The organism is Pseudacidovorax sp. DMC4 (assembly GCF_056314265.1).
In genome coordinates this window covers 33,918-57,172 of the sequence record NZ_JBQUYR010000022.1, presented here as the reverse complement: position 1 = coordinate 57,172, position 23,255 = coordinate 33,918, and the positions used below count along the sequence as shown (strand labels likewise).

The following is a 23,255-nucleotide window of genomic DNA, read 5'->3' as shown; positions in this document are numbered from 1 at the left end:
GTCGTCAGATGACCAGGGGCGCCACACGACCGCGCAGCGCGCGCACCGCGCTGTACACGGTCAGCGCCGAGGTCTTGGGATTGGCGGCCAGCGGCTGGTTGCGCATGGTCAGCTCGAAGCGGCCGAAGGCGCCATCGGCCTCCACCTGGTGCACGTTCTCGGTCACGGCCGGGTCGGCGATCAGGCGCACCGTGGTGCGGTCCAGGCCCAGACCGGCCAGCGACACGGTGGCCGCCACGTTGGCGTTCTTGGGGAACAGGCGCGCGGCATCGCGGGCGCTGCCTTCGAAGATCACCGCCTCGGCCGCCAGGGCGTCGAGGTCGCGGCCCTCCTCCGCCGGCGTGCCCTTCCAGGCGCGGGGCGGCTTGCGGCCGGTGTAGCGCACCGTCTCCAGCCCACCGATGCGGGCGGCGGCCAGGGCGTCGATGGCGCCGATGGCGCCGGCGATCAGCTGCACCTGCGTGCCGCCTTCTCGGGCTGCGGCCTCCAGTTGCTCCGGCAAGCCGGGCGCCGACAGCGCACCGACCGAAGCCACGATGGCGGGAATGCCGCGCTTGAGCGCCGGCAGCACATGCTGCTCGATGGCGGCATGGCCGGCCGCTTCGACCACCAGATCGATGCCATCGGCCGGCACGGCCTGCAGCACCTGCGCGCCGGGGGCGAGGCGTGCGGCCACGTCCTGCGCGGCGGCCTCACTGCCCGCGGGCACCACGATGGCCGCTGCGGCCAGGCCGACGTCGGCCTTCACCAGTTCCAGCAGCGCGGTGCCGATGGCACCACAGCCGATCAGGGCGAACTTCAAAGCCATGGCGTCCTCAAGCCGCAGGTGCCGCGGGCACCTGGTCCATCTTGTTCACCGGCGGGCCAGCGAAGTTGGTCTTGAAGCCGCCGATGGCGCGCATGTCGATCTCGAGCAGGAAGGGGCCCTTGCGCGACCACGCGCTGTCGAGCACGCCGGGCAGCTCGGCCAGATCCGTCACGCGGGCATGCGGTAGCCGGATCGAGGCGCACAGCTGCGCATAGTCGGGCGTGTGCAGCTCGACATAGCAGCGACGGCCGCCGTAGGAGGCGTCCTGGATGTTCTGGATCACGCCGTAGCGCTGGTCGTTCATCAGGACGATGAGCGCATCGCACTCTTCCTGCACCAGCGTGGCCAGCTCGCCCAGGTTGAGGATGAAGCCGCCGTCGCCGGCCAGGGCCAGCGTCTTGCGGCCAGAGGCCGTCACGGCCGCGCCTACCGCGGCGCCGATGGCCATGGGCATGCCCATGCCGATGCCACCGCCCGTGGCGTGCACGCCGGCATTGGCCTCGAAGAAGCGCAGCTCGCGGTTGCCCCAGGTGCTGTTGGAAACCGTGACGTCGCGCACCCAGTTGAACCGGCGGCCGGCCTGCTTCTGCAGTTGCTGCACCAGCGCGGTGTAGGGTCCCAGGCCGTCGTGCAGCGTGGCGACCACCTCGTCGTGGGTCTTGCGCAGGTCAACCAGCAGTTCCGGGTCCGCCTTCCAGCCGCGGGCTTCCAGCCGGTCGGCCAGGCCATTGAGCACCAGCGCGGAATCGCCCCAGACGAAGCCGTCGTCGGCATAGCAGCGGCCCTGTTGGGCGGCATCGGCGTCGATGCGCAGCAGCGGGCGCGGCAGCTTGAGTTCGTACTTCAGCGTCTCGTTGCTGCGCAGGCGCGAGCCCACCACCAGCATGGCATCGCAGCGCTGGTAGAAGGCCTCGACCGGCTTCTGGATGTTGTAGGCGCCCAGCGAGGCGGGGTCGTCCTCCGCCACGATGCCGCGGCCCTGCACGGTGCTGACGATGCCGAAGCCCAGCGCCTTGAGGCGGGCCACGGCCGCGCCGGCATGGCGGGCGCCGCCACCCAGCCACAGCAGCGGACGGCGTTTGGCGGCCAATTGCTCGGCAAGCGCGTCGATGGCGGCCTCGCTCGGCACCGGCACGGTGATGGGCAGCGGCGACAGGTCGGCCGGCATCTCGATCAGCGACTGCTGGATGTCGATCGGAATCTCCACGCTCACCGGGCCGGTGGGCGCGGTCTGCGCGGCCTGCACCGCGGCCTTGAGCGTGGACAGGCAGGTCTCGGCATTGCGCACGCGGAAGGCGGCTTTGGAGACCGCTGTCAGCATGGCCAGCTGATCGGGTGCCTCGTGGATGTAGGCCAGGTTCTGGTCCAGGTACTGGGTCTCGATCTGACCGGTGATGTGCAGCAGCGGTGTGCCGGCGTTGCGGGCCTCGACCAGGCTGCCGGCGATGTTGCCCGCGGCCGGGCCAGTGCTGGTGATGCACACGCCCAGGCTGGAGGTGGAGCGGGCATAGGCATCGGCCATGTTGCCGGCACCGGCCTCGCCGCGGGCCATGACGAAGCGCGTCTGGCCGCGCAGCGCGAAGGCGTCCAGGATCGGCATGTTGTGGATCGAGATCACGCCGAAGGCGGCCTTGACCCCGCACTGTTCGAGGAAGGCGGCGACGACCGTGCCGACGGTGACTTTGGGGGTGGAGGTCATGGGTATTCCGGAATCGAAGACGGGGCTGTTTCAGGCTGCTCTGGAATGGCCGCCCGAGACGTCGATGTGGCTGCCGCTCGTGTACGACGAGAAGGGCGAGACGAGGAAGGCCAGCGCGCGCGCCGCTTCCACCGGCAGGCCCAGGCGGCGCAGCGGGATGTGCTTCTTGATGGCCAGCTCGGCGCTCCACGTGGCCCAGTCCTGCGACTTGTCCTCGCGCGCCTCGAAGCGGCGGCGCCATTGGCCGGACTCGACCAGGCCGATCAGGATGCCGTTGACGCGCACGCCCTGCGGCGCGAACTCGGTGGCCAGCGAGCGCACGAGATTCAGGATGCCCGCGCGCGCGGCCGAGGTGGCCACCATGTGCGGCTCGGGCTGGCGGGCCAGCAGCGAGTTGGCACAGGCGATGGCCGCGTCGCCCAGCCGCAGGCGCTCGGCCACCAGCTGCGGCAGGAAGGCGCGGGTCGGATGGATGATCGAGAAGAACTTCAACTTGAGCTCGTCCATCCAGGCCTGGTCGTCGGTGTCGGCGAAGGTGGAGACGCGGCCCTGCCCCGCGTTGTTGACCAGCATGGCGGCCGGGCCCAGCGCGGCCTGGCTCTCGGCGGCGAAGGACTTGACCGATTCGGCGTCGAGTACGTCGCAGGTGCGGGCGAACAGCTTGGCGTTGGGGAACTGCTCGCGCAGGCCGGCGACGGCGCTGTCCAGCCGCTGCACATTGCGGCCGCACAGCGCGACCGAGGCTCCGGCCGACAGCAGCACCTGAACGGTGGCCAAGCCGATGCCTGAGGAGCCACCGGTCACGACGGCTGTGCGGCCGGCCAGGGCGTCCGCGGCGAAGAAGGAAGACGTGGGATTCATGGCGGAAGAAAGCGTGTTCAGCGGCGCAAGGGGATGACCTTGCGCGTCATGCCCGGGTGGGCGCCGTCGAGCAGGCCAGAAATCTCATCGGCCGCGGAGCAAACGCGCTGCACCAGCTGGTCCACCGGGCCTTCGTCGATGTGCGCAGTGGTGAAGGTCGCGCCCAGCGCAGCGATGGTGTGGCCCGCACGGTCGCGCACCGGCGCAGCGATGGTGGAGATGTTGCTTTCGAAGAAGCCCTCGCCCAGCACGTAGCCATGGTCGCGCACGGTCTGGACCATGTCGAACAGGGCGTTGACGGTGCGCGGCGTGTTGTCCGAGAAGACCTCGAGCTTGTCCTCGGGATAGAGCGCGCGCAGTTGCGGCAGGCTCAGGTCGGCCAGCAGCACATGGCCCAGCACCGTGGCATGGGCGGGCAGGCGGGTGCCCACCGTGACCGCGCTGCGGAAGGGCGTGGGCGACGCGGTCTTGGCCACGTAGACGATGGAACGGCCATCGCGCACCACCATGTTGCAGGCATGCCCGATGTCCTCCGACAGGCGGGTGAGCACCGGCAGGCCCAGCTCGGTCAGTTCGAGCGACGCCAGGTATTCGAAGCCCAGGCGCAGCACGGCCAGGCCCAGGCGGTAGTCGCGGCCACTCTCGGTCTTCTCGATGAAGCCCATGTTCTCCAGCGTGGATAGAAGGCGGAAGACGGTGGAACGCGGCAGGTTGAAGCGGCGGGCCAACTCCGGGGCGGAGAGCGTGGGCGTGTCGCGGCTGAACTCGCACAGCAGGCGCAGGCCGCGCTCCAGCGCGGGAACGTTGTAGCGGTCGCCGCTGTCGTCGCTGGGGGCGTCAGGGGTGTCGGTCTGGCTCATGGTGTGTCTCTCCTCACGCGTCTTGTTCTTGGGCGGCGGCCATCAGCAACTGCGCGACGGGCGCCGGCTGCTCCACGTAGCAGGCATGGCCGGCACCGGGCAGCAGGGCGAGTTCGACGCCACAGGCCCGGGCCACCTCGCCGCAGGCCAGGGGCGTGGTGACCACGTCCTCGCTGCCGCAGAGCACCTGCACGGGCATGGCCGGCGGCAGGTAGGCCAGCAGGTCGTCGCCGGTCAGCAGTTCGACGGCCTGGCGGTAGCCGGCATCGTTGAGCCGGCCCATGTTCCAGCGCACCCATTGGCGGGCACGCTCGCTGGCGTTGTCCGAGACGAGCCGCGCGCTGCGCTGCATGGCCATGCCGACGATGCCCAGTTGGTCGAGCGTGGCCAGGCGCTCGCTGCGCACCTTCTGCGCCTGCGCCTCGCGGCCGGCCGCGCCATAGCCACGGGCCGGGCTCATCAGCACCAGCCGCGCGATGCGGCCGGCCAGGGGTGCGCCGGCATGCACGGCGCCGCCCGCCATCAGCGCGCCGAGCGAATGGCCGACGAGCACGCAGCGCGCGATGCCCAGCGCATCCAGCAGTCCCGCCAGACGCGCGGCGTAGTCGGTGGCGCGCGGCGCCGGCCGTGCCACGGGCGTGGAGGTGCCATAGCCGGGCGCGTCCCAGGCGATCAGCCGCGCGCCGCCACCCACCGCATCGGCCACGCCCAGCCAGGAGGCCGAGCCCGAGCCGATGCCGTGCAGGCACACCAACGGCAGGCCACCTGCGCCCTGCCCCGCCTCGCGCACGGCCACGACGCCGCCCTGGGCCAGGGCCACCTCACGGACGGGGAAGCGGCGGTCGAGGGCCTCGACTTCGGCTTCGGGCAGCGGGGCGGGGGCGGCAGCAGCGGTCATGGGCAAGCTCGGGTTGGCCAATGGCAGGGGCAACGGGCGATCAGCCGCGCTTGACCTTGGTCAGCGGATGGTCGGCCGGGTAGGTCGGCGTGATGGGCTTCTTGGCACCCAGCATCACGCACATCAGCGCGTCCTCGTCGCCGATGTTGATCTCCTCGCGGTACACGCCGGGCGGCACCGAGATCAGGTCGCGGTCGGTCATGACGGTCTCGTAGCGCTCGCCCTCGGGCGTGGTCAGCACCACCTTGAGCTTGCCGCGGATCAGGAAGAAGACCTCTTCCACATCGATGTGCAGGTGCGACGGGCCTTCGTGGCCGGCCGGGATCACCATGGTCGAGAAGGTGAAGTGCTCGGCCGGCACAGTGTTGTTGTCCGAGGCGACACCGGTGCCACCGGTGCCCACGTAGCGCATCTGGGCGCGGCGGTACTTGGGGTCGAAGTCGGCCTGGAACTTCAGCGCGTCCCAGTCGTACTGGCGGGTGGAATAGCGCGCGATGCGCGTGTTCATCCACTGCTCCAGGCTGGCGCCTTCGGGGCGCTCCCAGCTGGGCTTGGAAGGATCGAGTTGCTGCTGGACGGACAGATCGGTCATGGGGCTCTCCTACAAACGGTTTCGGGACGGAAGGCGGAAATCAATTGAGCACGAAGCCGCCGTTGACGGGCAGCAACTGGCCGGTGACGAAGCGCGACAGCGGCGACAGCGCGAACAGCACCGCGCCGCACACATCGGCCGCCTGCTGCTCGCGCGGCAGGGCGCGGCCTTCGAGGTACTTGTCGTGGCGCGCCTTGGGCACGTATTCGGTGGCCTCGACCAGCGTGAGGCCGGGCGCGATGGCATTGACCGTGATGTTGGCACCGCCCCATTCACGCGCCAGCGAGCGGGTCATGGCCGCCACGGCGCCCTTGCTGGCCACATAGGCCAGCAGGTTCTGGGCGCCCCAGAGGGCGGTGTCGGAGGCCAGGTTGACGATGGCGCCACGGCCGCTGGCCGCCAGCGCGCCGTGGCAGGCGCGGCTCAGGAGCCAGGTGCCGCGGACATTGACGTCCATCACGCGGTCCCACATCTCCATCTCCAGCGCGTGCGGATCGCGGCCACCGGAGTTGGTGATGGCGCCGTTGTTGACCAGGCCGTCCAGCCCGCCGAGCAGGCGCACGGCCTCGTCGGCGCAGGCCGTGACGGAGGCGGGATCGGTCAGGTCCAGTGCCAGCGCATGCACCTCGTGGCCCTGCCCGCGCAGCGCGGCCGCTTCGCTGGCGGCCAGCTCGGCCAGGATGTCCGCGATGACCACGCGCCCACCGGCCTGTGCAATGCACTTGGCAAAGGCCAGGCCCAGCCCACGCGCACCACCCGTCACCAGCACGCGCCGGCCAGCCAGCAGGGTGGGCGGAATCTCGGCCATCAGGCTGCGCAGGCTCTCGGGGTCGGGCGTCATGTTCATCGGGCGAATCCGTTTGTTTCTTTAGAGAAACGCATGTTCATATATGGAATGAACGAAGATTAATGCAGCGGTCTGCGGTCGTCAAGCCGATCAGACGATGGCGTCGCGCGCGTGGAGCCTGCCTATCCTCCAAATGGATGAAGCTGCGGCACAACAGCCGCAACGCCCGAGCCGGAGACCCTCCCTACACTGCGCCCGCCGCCTCTGGCGGACACACTTTGTTGACAATTTGCCTCAGGCAAGAAAAGAAAGAGGGGCGCTCACATGCGCAATGGGAATCCGAGGAGAAATGCCGGCCTGAAATGGGCCATCGGGCTGGGCTGTGTGCTCGCACTGGCGGCCTGTGGGGGTGGAGGCGGCGGCGGTGGCGGAGGCTTCTTCCTGCCGCCGGCCGCCGCCCCGCAGGCACCGCAACTGGCCGTCGTGGCCGACGGGACGACCGTCGCTGCCGAGGGGGACGCCTATGTGGTGAAGCCCGGCCAGGTGATCACGGTGAAGTCCAACCAGACCGTGAGCTGGAGCGGCAGCTCGCCCAGCGGCAAGGTGACCGCCGTGGGCACCAGCAGCAGTGACCAGCAATGGCAGGCGCGCCTGGCCAACGCCAACCTGGGCGCCACCGAGGACTATCCGCTGGTGGCCACCGCCACCTCGGGCCAGACGACCACCGTGCGCCTCAGGGTGCGGGCGGGCGACAGCCGCAATGGCGAGTACATGGCCTACGTGTCCAACGGCAGCCGCCAGCAACTCAAGGCGGACTTCGACCTGGGCAGCCTCGAATTCGTCGATACCTCGGGCGTGAGCAACACGGGCACGCTCGTGAAGCCGGCCAGTGGCAGCGCCGTGTATGGGCTGCTTTCGAGTCGTGAAACGACGGCGCAGCGCATTTCCGGGCTGCAGGTGCTGCCCGATACGCTGGTGGGCAGCTTCCCCTTCCTGGTGCCGGGTGCGAGCCCCGCCGCTTACGCGCCCTTCCCCTTCGTCGCCACGCGTGCGCTCATCACGACGGCGGCGGATCTGGACGGCAACTTCAACCGCTTCCGGGTCAACTACAGCGGCACCACCAAGGACTCGTCCATCAGTCAGGTCCAGTTCGCCGGCTCGGGGACGCTCTTTGTGCGCTGCAACGAGGTGGCCATCACCCGTGTGGACGACTGCCCGGCGGGGTCGCTGGCCACCGCCACCCTGGCGCCGGATCCGACGACGCCCGGTCTGTGGCGTGTCACGAACAGCAGCGGGGTCTACGAAGGCCGCGTGTCGGTCGCACGGGTTGGCAGCGAGAAGATGCTGCTCGTGGCGGGCCCCAGCGCCACCGATCCGAGCTCGGCGCAATTCAGCGTCGGCCTGCCGGAGCAGCCTGGTGGCTGGGCGTCGTTCAACAACGCCTTCGGCTGGTCCATCCTCGGCACGCAGGATCAGTCCACGGCCGACCTGAGCACCTACACCCTGAGATCCGCATCGGCCGCCGGCGTCGTCCAGACCGCGCTGACGCTGAACACCCTGGGCTCGGTCGGGCCCAAGGGCATGATGGGAAGCTCCACGGGAGACGGCCGCTACTACTTCGTCGCCCGCTCCGCGCAACTCGAGATGGTGATCGGCGCGCGGGGCAACACCGCCACCGCCGGCTTCTTTCACCTGGGCGTGATCAGCAACTGATCTTCGGCCCTTCCGCGCGGCAGCGATCAGCCGCCGAAACGCGCCGGATCGAAGGGCGCGAGCGCCGCCGGACGCTCCGCCCGCCCCAGCAGCTCGGCCACCCACTGGCCGGTCCTGGCCGATCCGCCCAGGCCCACATGGCCGTGGCCGAAGGCCAGCACCACATCCGGCGTGGCGCGCGCATGGCCGATGCAGGGCAGCCCGTCGGGCAGGCTGGGGCGGTGCCCCAGCCATTGCCGCACGACAAGCGCCTCGCCCGCCGCGCCCTCGCCCAGGGCCGGGAACATCGAGACGAGATGCCGGCGCAGGATCTCCGCCCGGCGCCAGTCGGGCCCGGCGGCCAGCCCGGCGATCTCCACCTGGCCCGCGGCACGCAGGCCCGGCACCATGGCATGCACGATCAGCTTGCCGTCCGCGGCCATCATGGGCGTGCGCGGGCCCACCGGCAGCGCGCCTTCCAGCATCACGTGGTAGCCCCGCTCCGACTCCAGCGGCACCGGCGAGCCGGCCGCCCGGGCCAGCGCCGCGGAACGCGCGCCCGCGCTGATGACGGCGGCGTCGCAGGCGATGTCGCCCGCGGCCGTCCGCACTGCCCGCAGGCGGCCGCCTTCGATCTGCAGCCCCGTCGCCGGCGCCTTGAGCAGGCGGGCGCCCGTGGCCTGCGCATGGCGCGCCAGGGCCGCGACGTAGGCGCCGGGATGCCGGCAGTGCCCGGCCTCGGCCACGTGGATGCCCAGGGTGTAGCGTCGGTCCAGGTCCGGCTCCTCGGCGGCCAGGCGGGCGGCGTCCCACTCGGTCCACTGCACGCCGGTGCGTGCCCGCACGCGCCAGGCGAGGGACTCGGATTCGAACTCGGCCCGTGAGCGGTACACATGCAGCAGGCCCCGATGCTCGATCAACCCGGGCACGCCGGCGTCGGCCGCCAGCCGTGCGTGGAGCACGGGCGAATCCGCGAGCATCAGCCGCAGCGCATCGGCCGTGCGCTGCACGCGTTCCTCGGTCCAGCCCGACGCCAGGTAGCGCAGCAGCCAGGGCAAGGCGCGGGGCACATGGCGCCAGCGCAAGGCCAGCGGACCCAGCGGGTCGAGCAGCCAGGCCGGAACCTTGCGCCAGGCCCCCGGCAGCGCTGGCGGGATCACCGAATGCGAGGACAGCCAGCCCGCATTGCCATAACTCGTCGCCTGCTCGCCGCCGGGCTCGCCGGGCTCCAGCAGCGTCACGCGCCAGCCCCGGCGCAGCGCCTCGATGGCGCTCGCACAACCCACCGCCCCGGCACCGATCACCACCACGTGGCGCCCCGTGCGCCCTTCCATCGTCGATTGCATCCGCGCATCGTAGAGGGCGGCCTGTCGCCCATGGGGTGCCGCCCATAATCGGCGCCCTATGTCAGCCCCTGCCCTTCCCGACCTGCCCTATTCGGGCGCCATCACCGACGTCGCCGGCATCGAGGTCGGCCACCACACCGACAGCCGTCGCCCCACCGGCAGTACCGTCATCCTGGCGCGCGAGGGCGCCGTGGCCGGCGTGGACGTGCGCGGCGCCGCCCCCGGCACCCGTGAGACGGACCTGCTTTCTCCCGGCAACTTCGTCCAGCAGGTGCACGCCATCCTGCTGGCCGGCGGCAGCGCCTGGGGGCTGGCGGCAGCCGACGGCGTGGTGCGCTGGCTGGAGGAGCGCGGCGTGGGCCTGGACGTGCGCTTCGGCCGCCTGCCCATCGTGCCCGGCGCGGTGCTCTTCGACCTGCCGGTGGGCGACGCCCGCATCCGTCCTGACGCGGCCAGCGGCTACGCGGCCTGCGAGGCCGCCTCCACCGCCGCGCCCGCCGAAGGCAACGTGGGCGCCGGTGCAGGCGCGCTGGTGGGCAAGCTCTTCGGCGCCCAGCACGCGATGAAGGGCGGCATCGGCACCGCTTCGGTCAAGGTGGGCGGCGTGACGGTCGGCGCCCTGATCGCCTGCAATGCACTGGGCGACGTGTTGGATCCGGACACCGGCGAACTGCTGGCCGGATCGCGCACGGACGATGGCCGCGCCCTGCGCGACACCCGCCGCAGCCTGCTGCGCGGCGAGCTGCCCAAGCCCTTGCTGGCCGGCACCAACACCACCATCGGCGTGATCGCCACCGACGCCGTGCTGACCAAGGTGCAGGCCCAGCGGCTGGCGGCAGTCGCCCACGACGGCCTGGCCCGCGCCATCAACCCGGTGCACACCATGAGCGACGGCGACACCCTGTTCGCCCTGGCGACCGGCCGCGTGGCGCTGGAGGACGAAGCGCCGGGCATGACGGTGCTCTCGACCATGGCGGCCGAGGTGGCGGCGCAGGCCACGGTGCGCGCCGTGCTCGCGGCCCGGGCCATCGCCACGGCCGAGCTGTCGATCCCGGCCGCGCGCGACTGGCCGCAGCGGCAGGACGGACGCACGCGATGAAACGCCTTTCGCGCAGCCTGATGCTGGCCCTGCTGGGCCTGCGCGACCTGCTGCTCTCGGCCGGGCCGCTCGCGCTGATCGCCGTGGGCGTGCTGGTCGCGGCCTACATCTACCTGGATCCGCAGCCGCCGCGCATCGTGCGGCTGGCGACCGGGCCGCAGGGCAGCGCCTACGCAACCTTCGGCGAGCGCTATGCGGCGGCCCTCCGGTCCAACGGCATCACCGTGCAGCTGATCGGCACCGAGGGCTCCCTGGAGAACCTGCGCCTGCTGCGCGAAGGCCGGGCCGACCTCGGCTTCGTGCGCGGCGGCGTCGCCGATCCGGTCGCCGACCCGGAGGCTGGCATCCTGTCGCTCGGTGCCCTCTTCTACGAACCGCTGTGGGTCTTCTACCGGCCCGCGGCCGTGCACCGGGCCGATGCCGGGCGGCCCCCTGGGCAGGTCCAGGCCGAGCTGCCCTCGCTGGCCGGCCTGCGTCCGCTGCGCCTGGGCACCGACCGGGCCGGCAGCGGCGTGCCGGAACTGGTGACCCGGATGCTGTCGGCCAATCGCATCGACACCGCCCGCATGCGCATCAGCGCGCAGGCACCCGACGATGCCGCCGCCGCCCTGATCGCCGGCCGACTGGACGCCATCGTGCTGGCCTCCGCACCCGAATCCCCGCGCGTGCAGCAGCTGCTGCGCACGCCCGGCATCGCCTTGCTCGACCTGGGCCAGGCCGAGGCCTACACCCGCATCTTTCCCTTCCTTACCGCGGTGACGCTGCCGCGCGGGGTGGTCGACCTGGCCTCGGACGTACCGTCCAGGGACGTGTCGCTGGTGGCAACGACCACCTCGCTGCTCACCCGCGAGGACACCCATCCGGCGCTGCGTCAACTCTTCGCGCAGGCGGCGCAGACCCTGCATGGCCATGCCGGCTGGTTCAACCGGGCACGGGAGTTTCCCAACACCCGGGCCAGCGAACTGCCGGTCAGCACCGAGGGCGATCGCGCCATCAATGGCACACCGCCCGTCTGGCAACGCTGGCTGCCCTTCTGGGCCAGCAACCTGCTGGAGCGCATGTGGCTGGTGATCGGCGGCCTGATCGTGCTGCTGCTGCCGCTGTCGCGGGTGGTGCCGCCGCTCTACACCTTCCGCGTGCGGCGGCGGGTGTTCCGCTGGTACGCACGGCTCCGGGACATCGAGGCGCGGATGGAGTCCGATCCCGGAGCGCGCGACGCCCTGCTGGACGAGCTGGACGAACTGGACCGCGTCGCCAACAAGGTGACGGTGCCCCTGTCCTATGCCGAGGAGTTGTACGCCTTGCGCCACAACATCGAGCAGGCCCGGCGGCGCCTGCTTGCGCGGCCCAGAGGCTGAGGGCGGCCCGCGCCTTGGAGCCGCAGCCCACGCACGGCGGGCTGCGGGCTGCGGGCTGCGGGCTGCGCAGACGCTCGGGGGCTCAGGGGCTCGGAGGCTCGGAGGCTCGGAGGCTCGCCATGGTGGGCGAAGGCGACGCGTGGCACCGTGGTGGCCAGCGCTCCCGCCGGCTGCTCGGCGGCACCGGACTCACTCTTGCCACATCCGGCGCCTCGGCTTCTGAATATCATCGGCGGTTAACCAAAATTAACATCTAAACGGCATTTCCCGCCGTTCGACCACCGCCATGACCTGCTGCTGCCGGCGCCGCGCGCGCCTGCTGTCGCCCACCTCCCGGGGGCGCTCATGATCCATGTCATCACCTGCGACCCCTTCGGCGTCGTGCGCCGCGGCATCCGCGAATTCCTGGCGGAAGCGGTGGACGTGCGGCTCAGCGGCGAGGCGGCCAGTGCCGAGGAACTCAAGCGGATGCTGCGCACCACCCAGTGCGACGTGCTGCTGCTGGCCCTGGCCCTGCCCGGCCGCAGCGGGCTGGATGTGCTGGCCGACCTGGTGGAGGCCGGTTCGACGGTCAAGGTGCTGGTGTATTCGGGCGAGCCGGAACAGCAGTACGCCGTGCGATGCCTGCGTGCCGGCGCCTACGGCTTCCTGTCGAAGGCGTCCGACCCGCGGCTGCTGGTCACGGCCGTGCGCATGGTGGGCCAGGGCCAGAAGTACCTGAGCCCCGAGGCCACCCAGTTGCTGGCCGACACGGTGGCCCGCCCCGACGCCGAGGCGCCTGCCCACCAGCTGCTGTCGAACCGCGAATTGGAGACGCTGGTGCGCATCGCCTCGGGCAAGACCATGGCGGACATCGCGCGAGAGTTCATGCTCAGCCCGAAGACCGTCAACGTCTACCGCATGCGGGTGCGCGAGAAGCTGCACCTGAACAACGATGCGGCGCTGACGGCCTACGCCATCCGCAACCAGCTGATCTGAGACAGCCGTGGAGCGGCCAGGTCAGGCCTGGCGCCGCAACCAGGCCGAGGCGCCTTCCGCCGCCACGAGGCCGCTTGCCATGCAGGCGTTGAGCAGGTAGCCGCCGGTGGGCGCTTCCCAGTCCAGCATCTCGCCGGCGCAGAAGACGCCGGGCAGCCCGCGCAGCATCAGCCCTTCGTCCAGGTCGTCGAAACGCACGCCGCCAGCAGTGCTGATCGCCTCGTCGACCGGGCGGGGCCGCAGCAGGGTCAGCGGCAAGGCCTTGAGCGTCGCGGCCACGCGTGCGGCGTCCTGCATGGCCGCCTTGTCCAGCACCTCGTGCAGCAGCGCGGAACGCACGCCATCGAGGTTGAGCCGGCTCTTGAGATGGCTGCCCATGGAGCGGCTGCCACGCGGATGGGCCACTGCGGCCAGCACGCGCTCGGGCGTCCAGTCGGGCAGAAGGTCCAGCGTGGCGGCCGCCTGGCCGGCGGCCGCGATCTCGTCTCGCAGCAGAGCCGAGGCGGCATAGACCAGGCTGCCCTCCACGCCCGTGGACGTCACGACGAATTCGCCCTTGCGGCGGAAGTGGCGGCCGTCGCGGTCCCGCACGTCGAGCACCACCGACTTGAGCGGCTGGCCCGCGAAGCGCTCGGCGAAGAAGGATGTCCAGGCCACGTCGAAGCCGCAGTTCGCCGGCCGCAGCGGCGCGGCGGTGACGCCACGCGCGGCCAGCGGACCGACCCACGCTCCGTCCGAGCCCAGCCGCGGCCAGCTGGCGCCGCCGCAGGCCAGGATGAGTGCATCCGCACGCACCGTCGTCCCACCCTGCGGCGTGTCGAAGCTCAGCGCACCGTCGTCCTGCCAGCCCGTCCAGCGATGGCGCATGTGCAGGCGCACGCCGCTCGCACGCAGCCGGTGCAGCCAGGCGCGCAGCAGCGGAGCGGCCTTCATCTCGCGTGGGAAGACGCGGCCCGAGGTGCCGACGAAGGTCTCGATGCCCAGTGCGTGCGTCCAGGCGCGCAGCGCATCGGCATCGAAGCACCTGAGCAGCGGCTCGACCTGCGCGCGGCGCTCGCCATAGCGCGAAGCGAAAGCGTCGAAGGGCTCGGAATGGGTGAGGTTGAGGCCGCCGCGGCCGGCGAGCAGGAACTTGCGGCCCACGGAGGGCATGGCGTCGTACAGGTCGACGGTGCAGCCCGCGGCGACGAGGCGTTCGGCCGCCATCAGGCCGGCCGGGCCACCGCCGATCACGGCCACATTCGATAGCTTGGTCATTGGCGGCATTGTCGCGTCCGCAGGGTTTCGGCTATCGGCGGCATAGCCGCGGGCTGCCGCGCCGCACAGGGCTTTCTGTCACAATGAAATCAATCTTTCGCCGCTCCCTGCGAGCATCCTCTTCATCGTGTAAGTAGCAAGGCAGACATCATGGCCAGCGAACTCATCAAGCACATCTCCGACTCCTCCTTCGAAGCCGACGTCCTGCAGTCCGACAAGCCCGTGCTGGTCGACTACTGGGCCGAATGGTGCGGCCCCTGCAAGATGATTGCGCCCATCCTGGACGAGGTGTCCAACACCTACGACGGCAAGCTGCAGATCGCCAAGATGAACGTGGACGAGAACCGCGAGATCCCCGCCAAGTTCGGCATCCGCGGCATCCCCACGCTGATGCTGTTCAAGAACGGTCAGCTCGCCGCCACCAAGGTCGGCGCCATGAGCAAGGCACAGCTCACCGCCTTCATCGATCAGCAGCTCGCCTGATCGCCTTCTGCCCCAAATGAAAAGGCCGACGCATCCTTGCGCCGGCCTTTGTTTTTTCCTGTCATAATTCCTGCCATTCGCCGGCCCCAACACAAGGGCACGGTTCGAGTCCAAGGCTTCCGGGGCATCTCTCTCGCCCTGACGCAAGCCCCCCTCCTCTCCCACCGTCACCAAGCATCTCCGCCCGCGGGGCCATTCCATGCACCTGAACGAACTCAAGGCACTGCACGTCTCCGAACTCCTGAAGCAGGCCGAAGCGCTCGAGATCGAAAACGTCGGCCGCATGCGCAAGCAGGAGCTGATGTTCGCCATCATCAAGAAGCGGGCGAAGGCCGGCGAGCAGGTATTTGCGGACGGCGTGCTGGAGATCCTGCCGGACGGCTTCGGCTTCCTGCGCAGCCCCGACACCAGCTTCACGGCCAGCACGGACGACATCTACATCAGCCCCAGTCAGGTGCGCCGCTTCAACCTGCACACCGGCGACATGATCGAGGGCGAGGTGCGCATTCCCAAGGACGGCGAGCGCTATTTCGCGCTGACCAAGCTGGACAAGGTGAACGACGGCGCGCCCGAGGCGAACAAGCACAAGGTGATGTTCGAGAACCTCACGCCACTGTTCCCCAAGGAGCAGATGAAGCTGGAGCGCGACAACTTCAAAAGCGAAGAGAACATCACCGGCCGCGTGATCGACATCATCGCCCCCATCGGCAAGGGCCAGCGCGCACTGCTGGTGGCGCCGCCCAAGAGCGGCAAGACGGTGATGATGCAGCACATCGCCCACGCCATCGCCGCCAACTACCCCGAGATCCACATGATGGTGCTGCTCGTCGACGAGCGGCCGGAAGAAGTGACCGAGATGCAGCGCTCGGTCAAGGCCGAGGTGATCGCCTCCACCTTCGACGAGCCCGCCGCCCGCCACGTGCACGTGGCCGAGATGGTGATCGAGCGGGCCAAGCGCCTGGTCGAACTCAAGAAGGACGTGGTGATCCTGCTGGATTCCATCACCCGTCTGGCCCGCGCCTACAACAACGTGGTGCCCTCCTCAGGCAAGGTCCTGACCGGCGGCGTCGACGCCAACGCCCTGCAGCGCCCCAAGCGCTTCCTGGGCGCGGCCCGCAATGTCGAGGAAGGCGGCTCGCTCACCATCATCGGCACCGCGCTGGTCGACACCGGCAGCCGCATGGACGAAGTGATCTTCGAAGAGTTCAAGGGCACCGGCAACTGCGAGATCCACCTCGACCGCCGGCTGTACGAGAAGCGGGTCTTTCCCTCGATCCAGCTCAACCGCTCGGGCACCCGCCGCGAAGAGCTGCTGCTGGCGCCCGAGGTGCTGCAGAAGACCCGCATCCTGCGCCAGTTCATGTACAACATGGACGAGATCGAGTCGATGGAGATGGTGCTCAAAAGCATGAAGGCCACCAAGACCAACGTCGAGTTCTTCGACATGATGCGCCGCGGCGGCTGATCCGCCGGGCCTCCGCCTCCCTCCGAAACGCCGCGCTCCGCGCGGCGTTTTTCATTGGTGCGCGTGCTTCCTGACGGTGCGCCCGCGCACCACGCCACCCGTTCCAACGACCTCTGGAGCCGGCTTTTCACGCCCGCCCTGAGGGAAATCAAGGATCTGCAATCTGGCACGCATCGTGCGTAATGTCATCTGTCGACAGCTGACAGTAATTGACGGAGCGTTGTGATGCTGATGCAGGACCTGACCCCCGAGACCTTCTCCGATGCCGAGCGCCGCGTGCGCGAGGACCTGGCCGCCGCCTATCGGCTGGTCGCTCACTACGGCATGGAGGACAGCATCTACACGCACATCTCCGCGCGTATACCGGGCGCCGAGGACCAGTTCCTCATCAACCCGTTCGGCATGCTGTTCCGGGACATCACGGCGTCGTCGCTGGTGAAGATCGACACCGAGGGCCGGATCCTGGAGCCCTCGCCCTACGACGTGAACCCCGCCGGCTTCACGATCCATAGCGCCGTGCACATGGCGCGGCATGACGCCATGTGCGTGCTCCACACGCACACAGTGGCCGGCGTGGCCGTCTCATCGCTCGCCTGCGGGCTGCAGCCCTGCAACCAGTGGGCGCTGCAGTTCCACAACCGGGTCGTCTACCACGACTTCGAGGGCATCGCGCTGGACCACGGCGAGCGCGAGCGCCTGATCGCCGACCTGGGCCCCACCGCCCGCGTGCTGATCCTGCGCAACCACGGCCTGGTGACGCTGGGCCGCACGGTGGCCGAGGCCTTCATCCTGATGCACAACCTGGAGCGTGCCTGCCGCGTGCAACTGGCCATCCAGGCCAGCGGCCAGCCGATCCACCCCGTGCCTGAAGAAGTCTGCGAACTCACCGCCCGCCAGTACGAAAGCGGCGACAGCAACCGCCTGCCCGGCGCCGCCGATCCCGATGCGCGCGAATGGCGCGCCCTGCTGCAGCGGCTGGAGCAGCCCACGGCCGCCGCCTCCTTCCGCGACTGACCCCATCCCCACTAACGCCAACTTGCGCTGACTGAAAGGAAGCCTGACATGCAACGTCGTCGACTCATCCAACTGGGCGCCACCGGCCTGGGCGTCTCCATCGCGGGCGTGCCGCTGCACCTGCTGGCGCAGGAAAAGAAAAGCGGCACCATCAACGTGCTGGTCCAGCCCGAGCCCCCCGGCCTGATGCTGGGCATCGTGCAGAACGGTCCCACGCAGATGATCGCCGGCAACATCTACGAAGGCCTGCTGCGCTACGACGAAAAGCTAAATCCGCAGCCCCTGCTGGCCACCTCGTGGACCGCCAACAAGGAAGGCACGGTCTACACCTTCAAGCTCAAGCCCAACGTGAAGTGGCACGACGGCAAGCCCTTCACCTCGGCCGACGTGGTGTTCTCCGCCGACGTCTTCCTGCGCAAGACGCACGCACGCTTCCGCGCCAGCCTGCAGCAGATCGAGAGCATCAAGGCGCTGGACCCGTTGACCGTGGAGTTCACCCTCAAGCAGCCCTTCGGCCCCTTCATGGGCATCTTCGAGACCGGCACCATGCCGATGATCCCGAAGCACATCTACGACGGCACCGACTTCCTGACCAACCCGGCCAACGCCACGCCCATCGGCACCGGTCCGCTCAAGTTCAAGGAATGGGTCAAGGGCTCCTACATCCAGTTGGTGGCCAACGAGCAGTACCACCAGCCGGGCGTGCCCAAGGTGGAGAACGTGTACTTCCACGTCATTCCCGATGCGGCCTCGCGCGCCGCGGCCTTCGAGTCCGGAAAGATCGACATCGCCCCCGGTGGCTCGGTGGAGTACTTCGACGTGGCCCGCCTGGCCAAGCTGCCCGGCGTGGAGGTCACGACCAAGGGCTGGGAGTTCTTCGCGCCCCATTCCTGGCTGTGGATCAACAACCGCAAGGCGCCGATGGACAAGGTCAAGTTCCGCCAAGCGGTGATGCATGCCATCGACCGCGACGCCATCGCCAAGGTGGCCTGGCAGGGCTACGCCAAGGCTGCCACGGGCCCCTTCAACAGCCACATCAAGTTCTACAGCGAGGACGTGCCCAAGTACCCGCGCGACATCGCCAAGGCCAAGAAGCTGCTCGAAGAGGCCGGCTACAAGGGCGAGACCCTGCGCCTGCTGCCCCTGCCCTACGGCGAGACCTGGCAGCGCCAGGCCGAGATGGTGCGCCAGCACCTGGGCCAGGCCGGCATCAAGATCGAGATGACGCCCACCGACGTGGCCGGCTGGAACCAGCGCCTCAACGAGTGGGACTACGACCTGGCTTTCACCTACGTGTACCAGTACGGCGACCCGGCTCTGGGCGTGGCCCGCAACTACACCAGCAGCAACATCGCCAAGGGCTCGCCCTTCAACAACGTCGAGGGTTACTCCAACCCCAAGGTGGACGAGCTGTTCGCCGCCGGTGCCGTCGCAGCCGACCCCGAGAAGCGCAAGGCCCTCTACCTCGAGGTGCAGAAGCTGCTGCTGGAGGAAGCGCCCGTGGCCTGGCTGCACGAGATCAACTTCCCCACGCTCTACCGCAGCAAGGTGAAGAACCCCGTGAGCTCCGGCATCGGCCTGAACGACAGCCTCGGCCGCGCCTCCATCGCCTGACCACGCCGCGCACGCACCCATGAAACGCCTGCAGTTCATGCTCACCCGGGTGGCGCAGGGCCTCGTGGCCCTGGTGCTGATCGCCACCGTCAACTTCATGCTGGTGCGGGCGGCGCCCGGAGACCCGGTGTCGGTGATGGCCGGCGAGGCCGGCGCCTCCGACGCCCAGTTCGTCAGCCAGCTGCGCCGCGAGTTCGGGCTGGACCAGCCTTTAAGCACGCAGCTGACCACCTACCTCGGCCATGTCGTGCGGCTGGACCTGGGCTTCTCTTACCGCCAGCAGCAGCCGGTGGCCAAGCTCATTGCCGACCGGCTGCCGGCCACGCTGCTGCTCACCGGCAGCGCCTTCGTGCTGTCGCTGATCTTCGGCGTGGTGCTGGGCGCGCTGGCGGCGCGCAAGGCGGGCTCCTGGCTCGACAGCGCCATCACGGTGGTCGCGCTGGTCTTCTATGCCACGCCGCTCTATTGGCTGGCCATGATGGCCGTGCTGCTCTTCACCGTGCAGATGAACTGGCTGCCGGGCTTCGGCTACATGACGGTGGGCTCGGGCCTCTCGGGCCTTTCCCTGGCCTGGGACATCGCCCAGCACCTGGTGCTGCCCTCGCTCACGCTGGCCCTGTTCTTCATGGCCGTGTACGCCCGCATGACGCGCGCCTCGATGCTCGAAGTCGCGCAGATGGATTTCGTGAAGACCGCCCGCGCCAAGGGCGTGAAGCCCGGCCGCATCCAGCGCGCGCACATCCTGCGCAACGCGTTGCTGCCGGTGGTCACGCTGGCGGGCATCCAGGCCGGCAGCATGATCGGCGGCGCGGTGCTCACCGAGACCGTCTTCGCCTGGCCCGGCATCGGCCGCCTGATGTTCGATGCCCTGCTGCAGCGCGACTACAACCTGCTGCTGGGCTGCTTCCTGGTGACGGCCGCCATGGCCATCCTGTTCAACCTGATCACCGACCTGGTCTACACACTGGTCGATCCGCGCATCCGGCTGTGACGCCGACAAGGAGCCCACGGCAATGAACAACTCCGGTTTCTGGCGGCGCTTCTGCCGCAACAAGGGCGCGGTCTTCGGCCTCGTGGTACTGGTGCTGCTGGCACTGATGGTGGCCTTCGGGCCGCTGCTGGCCACCAACGACCCCTGGGACATGGTGCAGTCGCCCTTCCTGCGGCCCGGGCAGGAGGCCGGCTTCCTGATGGGCACCGACACCATGGGGCGCGACATCTTCTCGGGTGTGGTGCGCGGTGCGCGCATCTCGCTGCTGATCGGCGTGGTCTCCACCGTGGTGTCGCTGCTGATCGGCGTGGGCCTGGGCGCCGTGGCCGGCTACTTCGGCGGCTGGATCGACGCGGCGCTGATGCGCTTCACCGAGCTGTTCCAGGCCGTGCCCAGCTTCGCACTGGCCCTGGTGCTGGTGGCAATCTTCCAGCCTTCCGTAGGCTCCATCGTGACGGCCATCGCGCTGGTGTCCTGGCCACCGGTGGCGCGGCTGGTGCGCGGCGAATTCCTCACGCTGCGCCAGCGCGACTTCGTGGCGGCGGCACAGCTGGCGGGCCAATCGACGTCGCGGATCATCCTCACGCAGATCCTGCCCAACGCCACCTCGCCCATCGTGGTGATGGCCTCGCTGATGATCGCCTCGGCCATCCTGCTGGAGAGCAGCCTGAGCTTCATGGGCCTGGGCGACCCCAACCAGATGAGCTGGGGCTACATGGTCGGCACCGCCCGCACCGTGCTGCGCCAGGCCTGGTGGATGGCGGTCTTTCCCGGCGTGGCCATCGTGCTGACCGTGCTGGCGCTGAACCTGGTGGGCGAAGGCCTGAACGACGGACTCAACACCCGGCTGGGAGGCCGCACCCGATGAACGCCCTGCTCAAGCCGCTGCCCGAGGTCGAACCGGAGGAGCCGGTGCTGCGCGTCGAAGGCCTGGACATCTGCCTGCCCGCCGGCGGCGACCGTGCCCTCGCCGTGAAGGGCGCCAGCTTCGAGTTGCTGCCCGGCCGCACCCTGTGCGTGGTGGGCGAATCGGGCTCGGGCAAGTCCATGATCGCCAACGCCATCATGGGCCTGCTGCCGCGGCCGCATGTGGCGCCGGTGGCCGGCCGCATCCTCTTCGAAGGCACCGACCTGCTCACGCTCACCGAGGCCCAGATGCGCGAGTTGCGCGGCCGGCGCATCGGCATGGTGTTCCAGGAGCCCATGACCGCGCTCAACCCGGTGATGCGCATTGGCGACCAGCTGGCCGAGGTCTTCGATTCGCACATGACGCTGCCCGCGACCGAGAAGCGCCGCCGCATCGTCGCCGCGCTGGCAGACGTGGGCCTGCCCGACCCTGAACTGCTGGCCGACAGCTATCCCTTCCGGCTTTCGGGCGGCCAGCGCCAGCGGGTGATGATCGCCTGCGCGCTGCTGCTGGAGCCGCGCCTGCTGATCGCCGACGAGCCGACCACGGCGCTGGACGTGACCACGCAGGCGCAGATCCTCACGCTGATGCGCGAACTGCAGCAGCGCAAGGGCACGGCGCTGCTCTTCATCACGCACGACTTCGGCGTGGTCTCCGAGATCGCCGACCACGTGGTCGTGATGCAGACCGGAGTGGCCGTCGAATCCGGCCCGGCGCACGAGGTGCTGATGCACCCGAAGCACGACTACACCCGCAAGCTCATCGCCGCCATCCCGCAGGGCCGCCTGCGCGAGCCGGCCACCGGCACGCAGGAGGACTACGTGCTGCAGGTGCAGGACCTGCGCAAGACGTATGTGAGCGGCGGCGGTTTCTTCAGCAAGGGTCGCCGGGTCGAGGCCGCCAAGGGCATCGGCTTCCAGCTGCGCCGCGGCGAGACGCTGGGGCTGGTGGGCGAATCGGGCTCGGGCAAGTCGACCGTCGGGCGCTGCATCGTGGGGCTGGAGCCTTTCGACAGCGGGCGCATCCTGTTCAAGGGCAAGAGCCTGCTCTCCGGCGCGGCCATGCGCCGGCAGACCCAGGGCAAGGTGCAGATGGTCTTCCAGGACCCGTATGCCTCGCTCAATCCGCGCCACCGCATCGGCCCCACGCTGGCGGCAGGCCCGATTGCCCAGGGCGTGCCCAAGGCCGAGGCCATGGCCCGCGCGCTGGAACTGCTGCGCCTGGTGGGCCTGGGCCCCGAGGCGGCAGAGCGCTATCCGCACGAATTCAGCGGTGGCCAGCGCCAGCGCATCGGCATCGCCCGCGCGCTGGCGATGGAGCCCGAACTGCTGGTGGCCGACGAGCCCGTCTCCGCGCTCGACGTCTCGGTGCAGGCGCAAGTGCTGCAGCTCTTCGCCGAGGTGCGCGAGCGCTTCAGGCTGGCCATGGTCTTCATCACCCACGATCTGCGCGTGGCCGGCGAGATGTGCGACCACATCGCCGTCATGCAGCGCGGCGCCGTCGTCGAGTACGGCCCGGCCGCGCAGGTGCTGACCGACCCGCAGCATCCCTACACCCGCATGCTGATCGAGGCGGTGCCGCGCCTCACGGCTGAAAAGGACACTTCGCGTTGACCACCCTCGCCTTCCTGAGCGCCAACCTCGACCTCGGCTACCTGCTGCCGGCATTCCGCGCCGAGTTCCCGGATGCCGATCTGCGCACCATGGCCGACCTGGGCCCGCTGGACGCCATCGATGCCGCCGTCTGCTGGTGCCCGCCGGTCGGGCTGATGGCGCGCATGCCCAATCTCGCACTCATCCAGTCCGTGGGCGCCGGCATCGACCACCTCACGGCCGATGCCGAACTGCCGCCTGTACCCGTGTGCCGCATCGTCGACACCGACATGGCCTCGGGCATGGCCGCCTATGTGACCTGGGCCGTGATCCACGGCCAGCGCCACATGGGCCGCTACCTGGCCAGCGCCGCCGCCGGCCGCTGGGAAGAAGCGCCCATCCAGCCGCCGCGCGCGCACCGTGTCGGCATCGCCGGCCTGGGCACGCTGGGCCTGGTCTGCGCCCGTGCCCTGATGGCCCTGGGCTACAACGTGCGTGGCTGGAGCCGCAGTCCGCACGAGGTACCGGAGGGCCTGGACTGCTTCCACGGACAGGCGCAGCAGGCCGAGTTCCTGGCCGGCTGCGACACGCTGGTGTGCCTGCTGCCGCTCACCGACGAGACCACGGGCATCCTGAACCGCGAACTCTTCGCGCAGCTGCCGCGCGGCGCGCACCTGATCAACGTGGGCCGCGGCGCCCACCTGGTCGAGGCCGACCTGATCCCGGCGCTGGACGCCGGCCACCTCGGCGCCGCCACGCTGGACGCCTTCGTGCAGGAACCGTTGCCGCCGGAGCACCCCTTCTGGCGCGACCCGCGCATCCTCGTCACGCCCCACATCGCCACCCGCACCCAGCCGGCCGTCATCGCGCGGCAGACCCGCCTGAACCTGGAACGCATCCGCGCCGGCCAGGCTGCCCAGGTCGCCGTCGACCTTCAACGCGGCTACTGAACAC

At 69.8% G+C, this 23,255-nt stretch carries 21 protein-coding genes; 12 read left to right on the top strand and 9 right to left on the bottom strand.

Translation table 11 applies throughout. The features are described 5' to 3' along the window. Positions 1 to 4: 4 nt before the first annotated feature. From ACT54X_RS27815 to ACT54X_RS27785, 7 genes are read right to left on the bottom strand one after another with little or no spacing between them, the layout of a single operon-like run. On the bottom strand, positions 5 to 808 hold the full coding sequence (locus ACT54X_RS27815) for an aspartate dehydrogenase (protein ID WP_476349828.1): 804 nt from the start codon (positions 806 to 808) through the stop codon (positions 5 to 7). A gap of 7 nt (positions 809 to 815) precedes the next feature. After that, positions 816 to 2,507, bottom strand: coding sequence for a thiamine pyrophosphate-binding protein (locus tag ACT54X_RS27810; RefSeq protein ID WP_354321730.1), 1,692 nt, complete (start codon positions 2,505 to 2,507; stop codon positions 816 to 818). Between the two features lie 30 nt (positions 2,508 to 2,537). After that, positions 2,538 to 3,368 (bottom strand): SDR family oxidoreductase, encoded by an 831-nt coding sequence (locus ACT54X_RS27805; protein WP_476349826.1) that lies wholly within the window; start codon positions 3,366 to 3,368, stop codon positions 2,538 to 2,540. A gap of 17 nt (positions 3,369 to 3,385) precedes the next feature. Beyond that, on the bottom strand, positions 3,386 to 4,228 hold the full coding sequence (locus ACT54X_RS27800) for an IclR family transcriptional regulator (protein WP_294378313.1): 843 nt from the start codon (positions 4,226 to 4,228) through the stop codon (positions 3,386 to 3,388). A gap of 13 nt (positions 4,229 to 4,241) precedes the next feature. Continuing rightward, on the bottom strand, positions 4,242 to 5,126 hold the full coding sequence (locus ACT54X_RS27795; protein WP_354321732.1) for an alpha/beta fold hydrolase: 885 nt from the start codon (positions 5,124 to 5,126) through the stop codon (positions 4,242 to 4,244). A gap of 40 nt (positions 5,127 to 5,166) precedes the next feature. Further along, positions 5,167 to 5,718, bottom strand: a complete 552-nt coding sequence (locus ACT54X_RS27790) for a cupin domain-containing protein (RefSeq protein WP_114804563.1) — start codon at positions 5,716 to 5,718, stop codon at positions 5,167 to 5,169. A gap of 40 nt (positions 5,719 to 5,758) precedes the next feature. Continuing rightward, positions 5,759 to 6,559 (bottom strand): SDR family oxidoreductase, encoded by an 801-nt coding sequence (locus ACT54X_RS27785; protein ID WP_476349836.1) that lies wholly within the window; start codon positions 6,557 to 6,559, stop codon positions 5,759 to 5,761. Between the two features lie 270 nt (positions 6,560 to 6,829). On the opposite strand from ACT54X_RS27785, the gene ACT54X_RS27780 reads away from it, so the two are divergent. Continuing rightward, complete coding sequence (locus ACT54X_RS27780; protein ID WP_476349824.1) at positions 6,830 to 8,218, top strand: hypothetical protein; 1,389 nt, start codon at positions 6,830 to 6,832, stop codon at positions 8,216 to 8,218. Positions 8,219 to 8,244: 26 nt separating this feature from the next. Here ACT54X_RS27780 and ACT54X_RS27775 read toward each other — a convergent pair whose 3' ends face one another. Next, entirely contained in the window at positions 8,245 to 9,543 is a 1,299-nt protein-coding gene (locus tag ACT54X_RS27775; protein WP_476349822.1) for an NAD(P)/FAD-dependent oxidoreductase, read from the bottom strand. Positions 9,544 to 9,601: 58 nt separating this feature from the next. On the opposite strand from ACT54X_RS27775, the gene ACT54X_RS27770 reads away from it, so the two are divergent. The 3 genes from ACT54X_RS27770 (at position 9,602) to ACT54X_RS27760 (ending at position 12,978) form a co-directional block, all read left to right on the top strand. Next, entirely contained in the window at positions 9,602 to 10,642 is a 1,041-nt protein-coding gene (locus ACT54X_RS27770) for a P1 family peptidase (protein ID WP_294378299.1), read from the top strand. Next, a complete protein-coding gene (locus tag ACT54X_RS27765; protein WP_476349819.1) occupies positions 10,639 to 12,000 on the top strand; it encodes a TAXI family TRAP transporter solute-binding subunit in 1,362 nt (453 codons plus the stop codon). The genes ACT54X_RS27770 and ACT54X_RS27765 overlap by 4 nt, the downstream gene beginning before the upstream one ends. Before the next feature lie 345 nt (positions 12,001 to 12,345). Further along, positions 12,346 to 12,978, top strand: coding sequence for a response regulator (locus tag ACT54X_RS27760; RefSeq protein ID WP_017757829.1), 633 nt, complete (start codon positions 12,346 to 12,348; stop codon positions 12,976 to 12,978). 21 nt (positions 12,979 to 12,999) lie between these two features. Here the strand turns inward: ACT54X_RS27760 and ACT54X_RS27755 are convergent, their stop codons facing one another. Next, a complete protein-coding gene (locus tag ACT54X_RS27755; protein ID WP_476349817.1) occupies positions 13,000 to 14,235 on the bottom strand; it encodes a TIGR03862 family flavoprotein in 1,236 nt (411 codons plus the stop codon). 150 nt (positions 14,236 to 14,385) lie between these two features. Between ACT54X_RS27755 and trxA the strand changes: the two genes are divergently transcribed. From trxA to ACT54X_RS27715, 8 genes are all read left to right on the top strand, one after another. Continuing rightward, positions 14,386 to 14,718, top strand: a complete 333-nt coding sequence (gene trxA / locus ACT54X_RS27750) for a thioredoxin TrxA (protein ID WP_017757831.1) — start codon at positions 14,386 to 14,388, stop codon at positions 14,716 to 14,718. 199 nt (positions 14,719 to 14,917) lie between these two features. After that, positions 14,918 to 16,183 (top strand): transcription termination factor Rho, encoded by a 1,266-nt coding sequence (rho, locus tag ACT54X_RS27745; RefSeq protein WP_017757832.1) that lies wholly within the window; start codon positions 14,918 to 14,920, stop codon positions 16,181 to 16,183. A gap of 225 nt (positions 16,184 to 16,408) precedes the next feature. After that, entirely contained in the window at positions 16,409 to 17,197 is a 789-nt protein-coding gene (locus ACT54X_RS27740) for a class II aldolase/adducin family protein (protein WP_476349814.1), read from the top strand. A gap of 48 nt (positions 17,198 to 17,245) precedes the next feature. Continuing rightward, positions 17,246 to 18,811: an ABC transporter substrate-binding protein gene (locus tag ACT54X_RS27735; protein WP_476349812.1), complete on the top strand. Its 1,566-nt coding sequence runs from the start codon at positions 17,246 to 17,248 to the stop codon at positions 18,809 to 18,811. A 19-nt stretch (positions 18,812 to 18,830) separates the two neighbouring features. Next, complete coding sequence (locus tag ACT54X_RS27730; protein ID WP_476349810.1) at positions 18,831 to 19,802, top strand: ABC transporter permease; 972 nt, start codon at positions 18,831 to 18,833, stop codon at positions 19,800 to 19,802. Between the two features lie 22 nt (positions 19,803 to 19,824). Beyond that, positions 19,825 to 20,670, top strand: coding sequence for an ABC transporter permease (locus ACT54X_RS27725; RefSeq protein ID WP_476349809.1), 846 nt, complete (start codon positions 19,825 to 19,827; stop codon positions 20,668 to 20,670). After that, positions 20,667 to 22,322 (top strand): ABC transporter ATP-binding protein, encoded by a 1,656-nt coding sequence (locus ACT54X_RS27720; RefSeq protein WP_476349807.1) that lies wholly within the window; start codon positions 20,667 to 20,669, stop codon positions 22,320 to 22,322. Before ACT54X_RS27725 ends, ACT54X_RS27720 begins: the two co-directional genes overlap by 4 nt. Continuing rightward, positions 22,319 to 23,251 (top strand): 2-hydroxyacid dehydrogenase, encoded by a 933-nt coding sequence (locus ACT54X_RS27715; protein WP_476349805.1) that lies wholly within the window; start codon positions 22,319 to 22,321, stop codon positions 23,249 to 23,251. Before ACT54X_RS27720 ends, ACT54X_RS27715 begins: the two co-directional genes overlap by 4 nt. Positions 23,252 to 23,255: the final 4 nt, after the last annotated feature.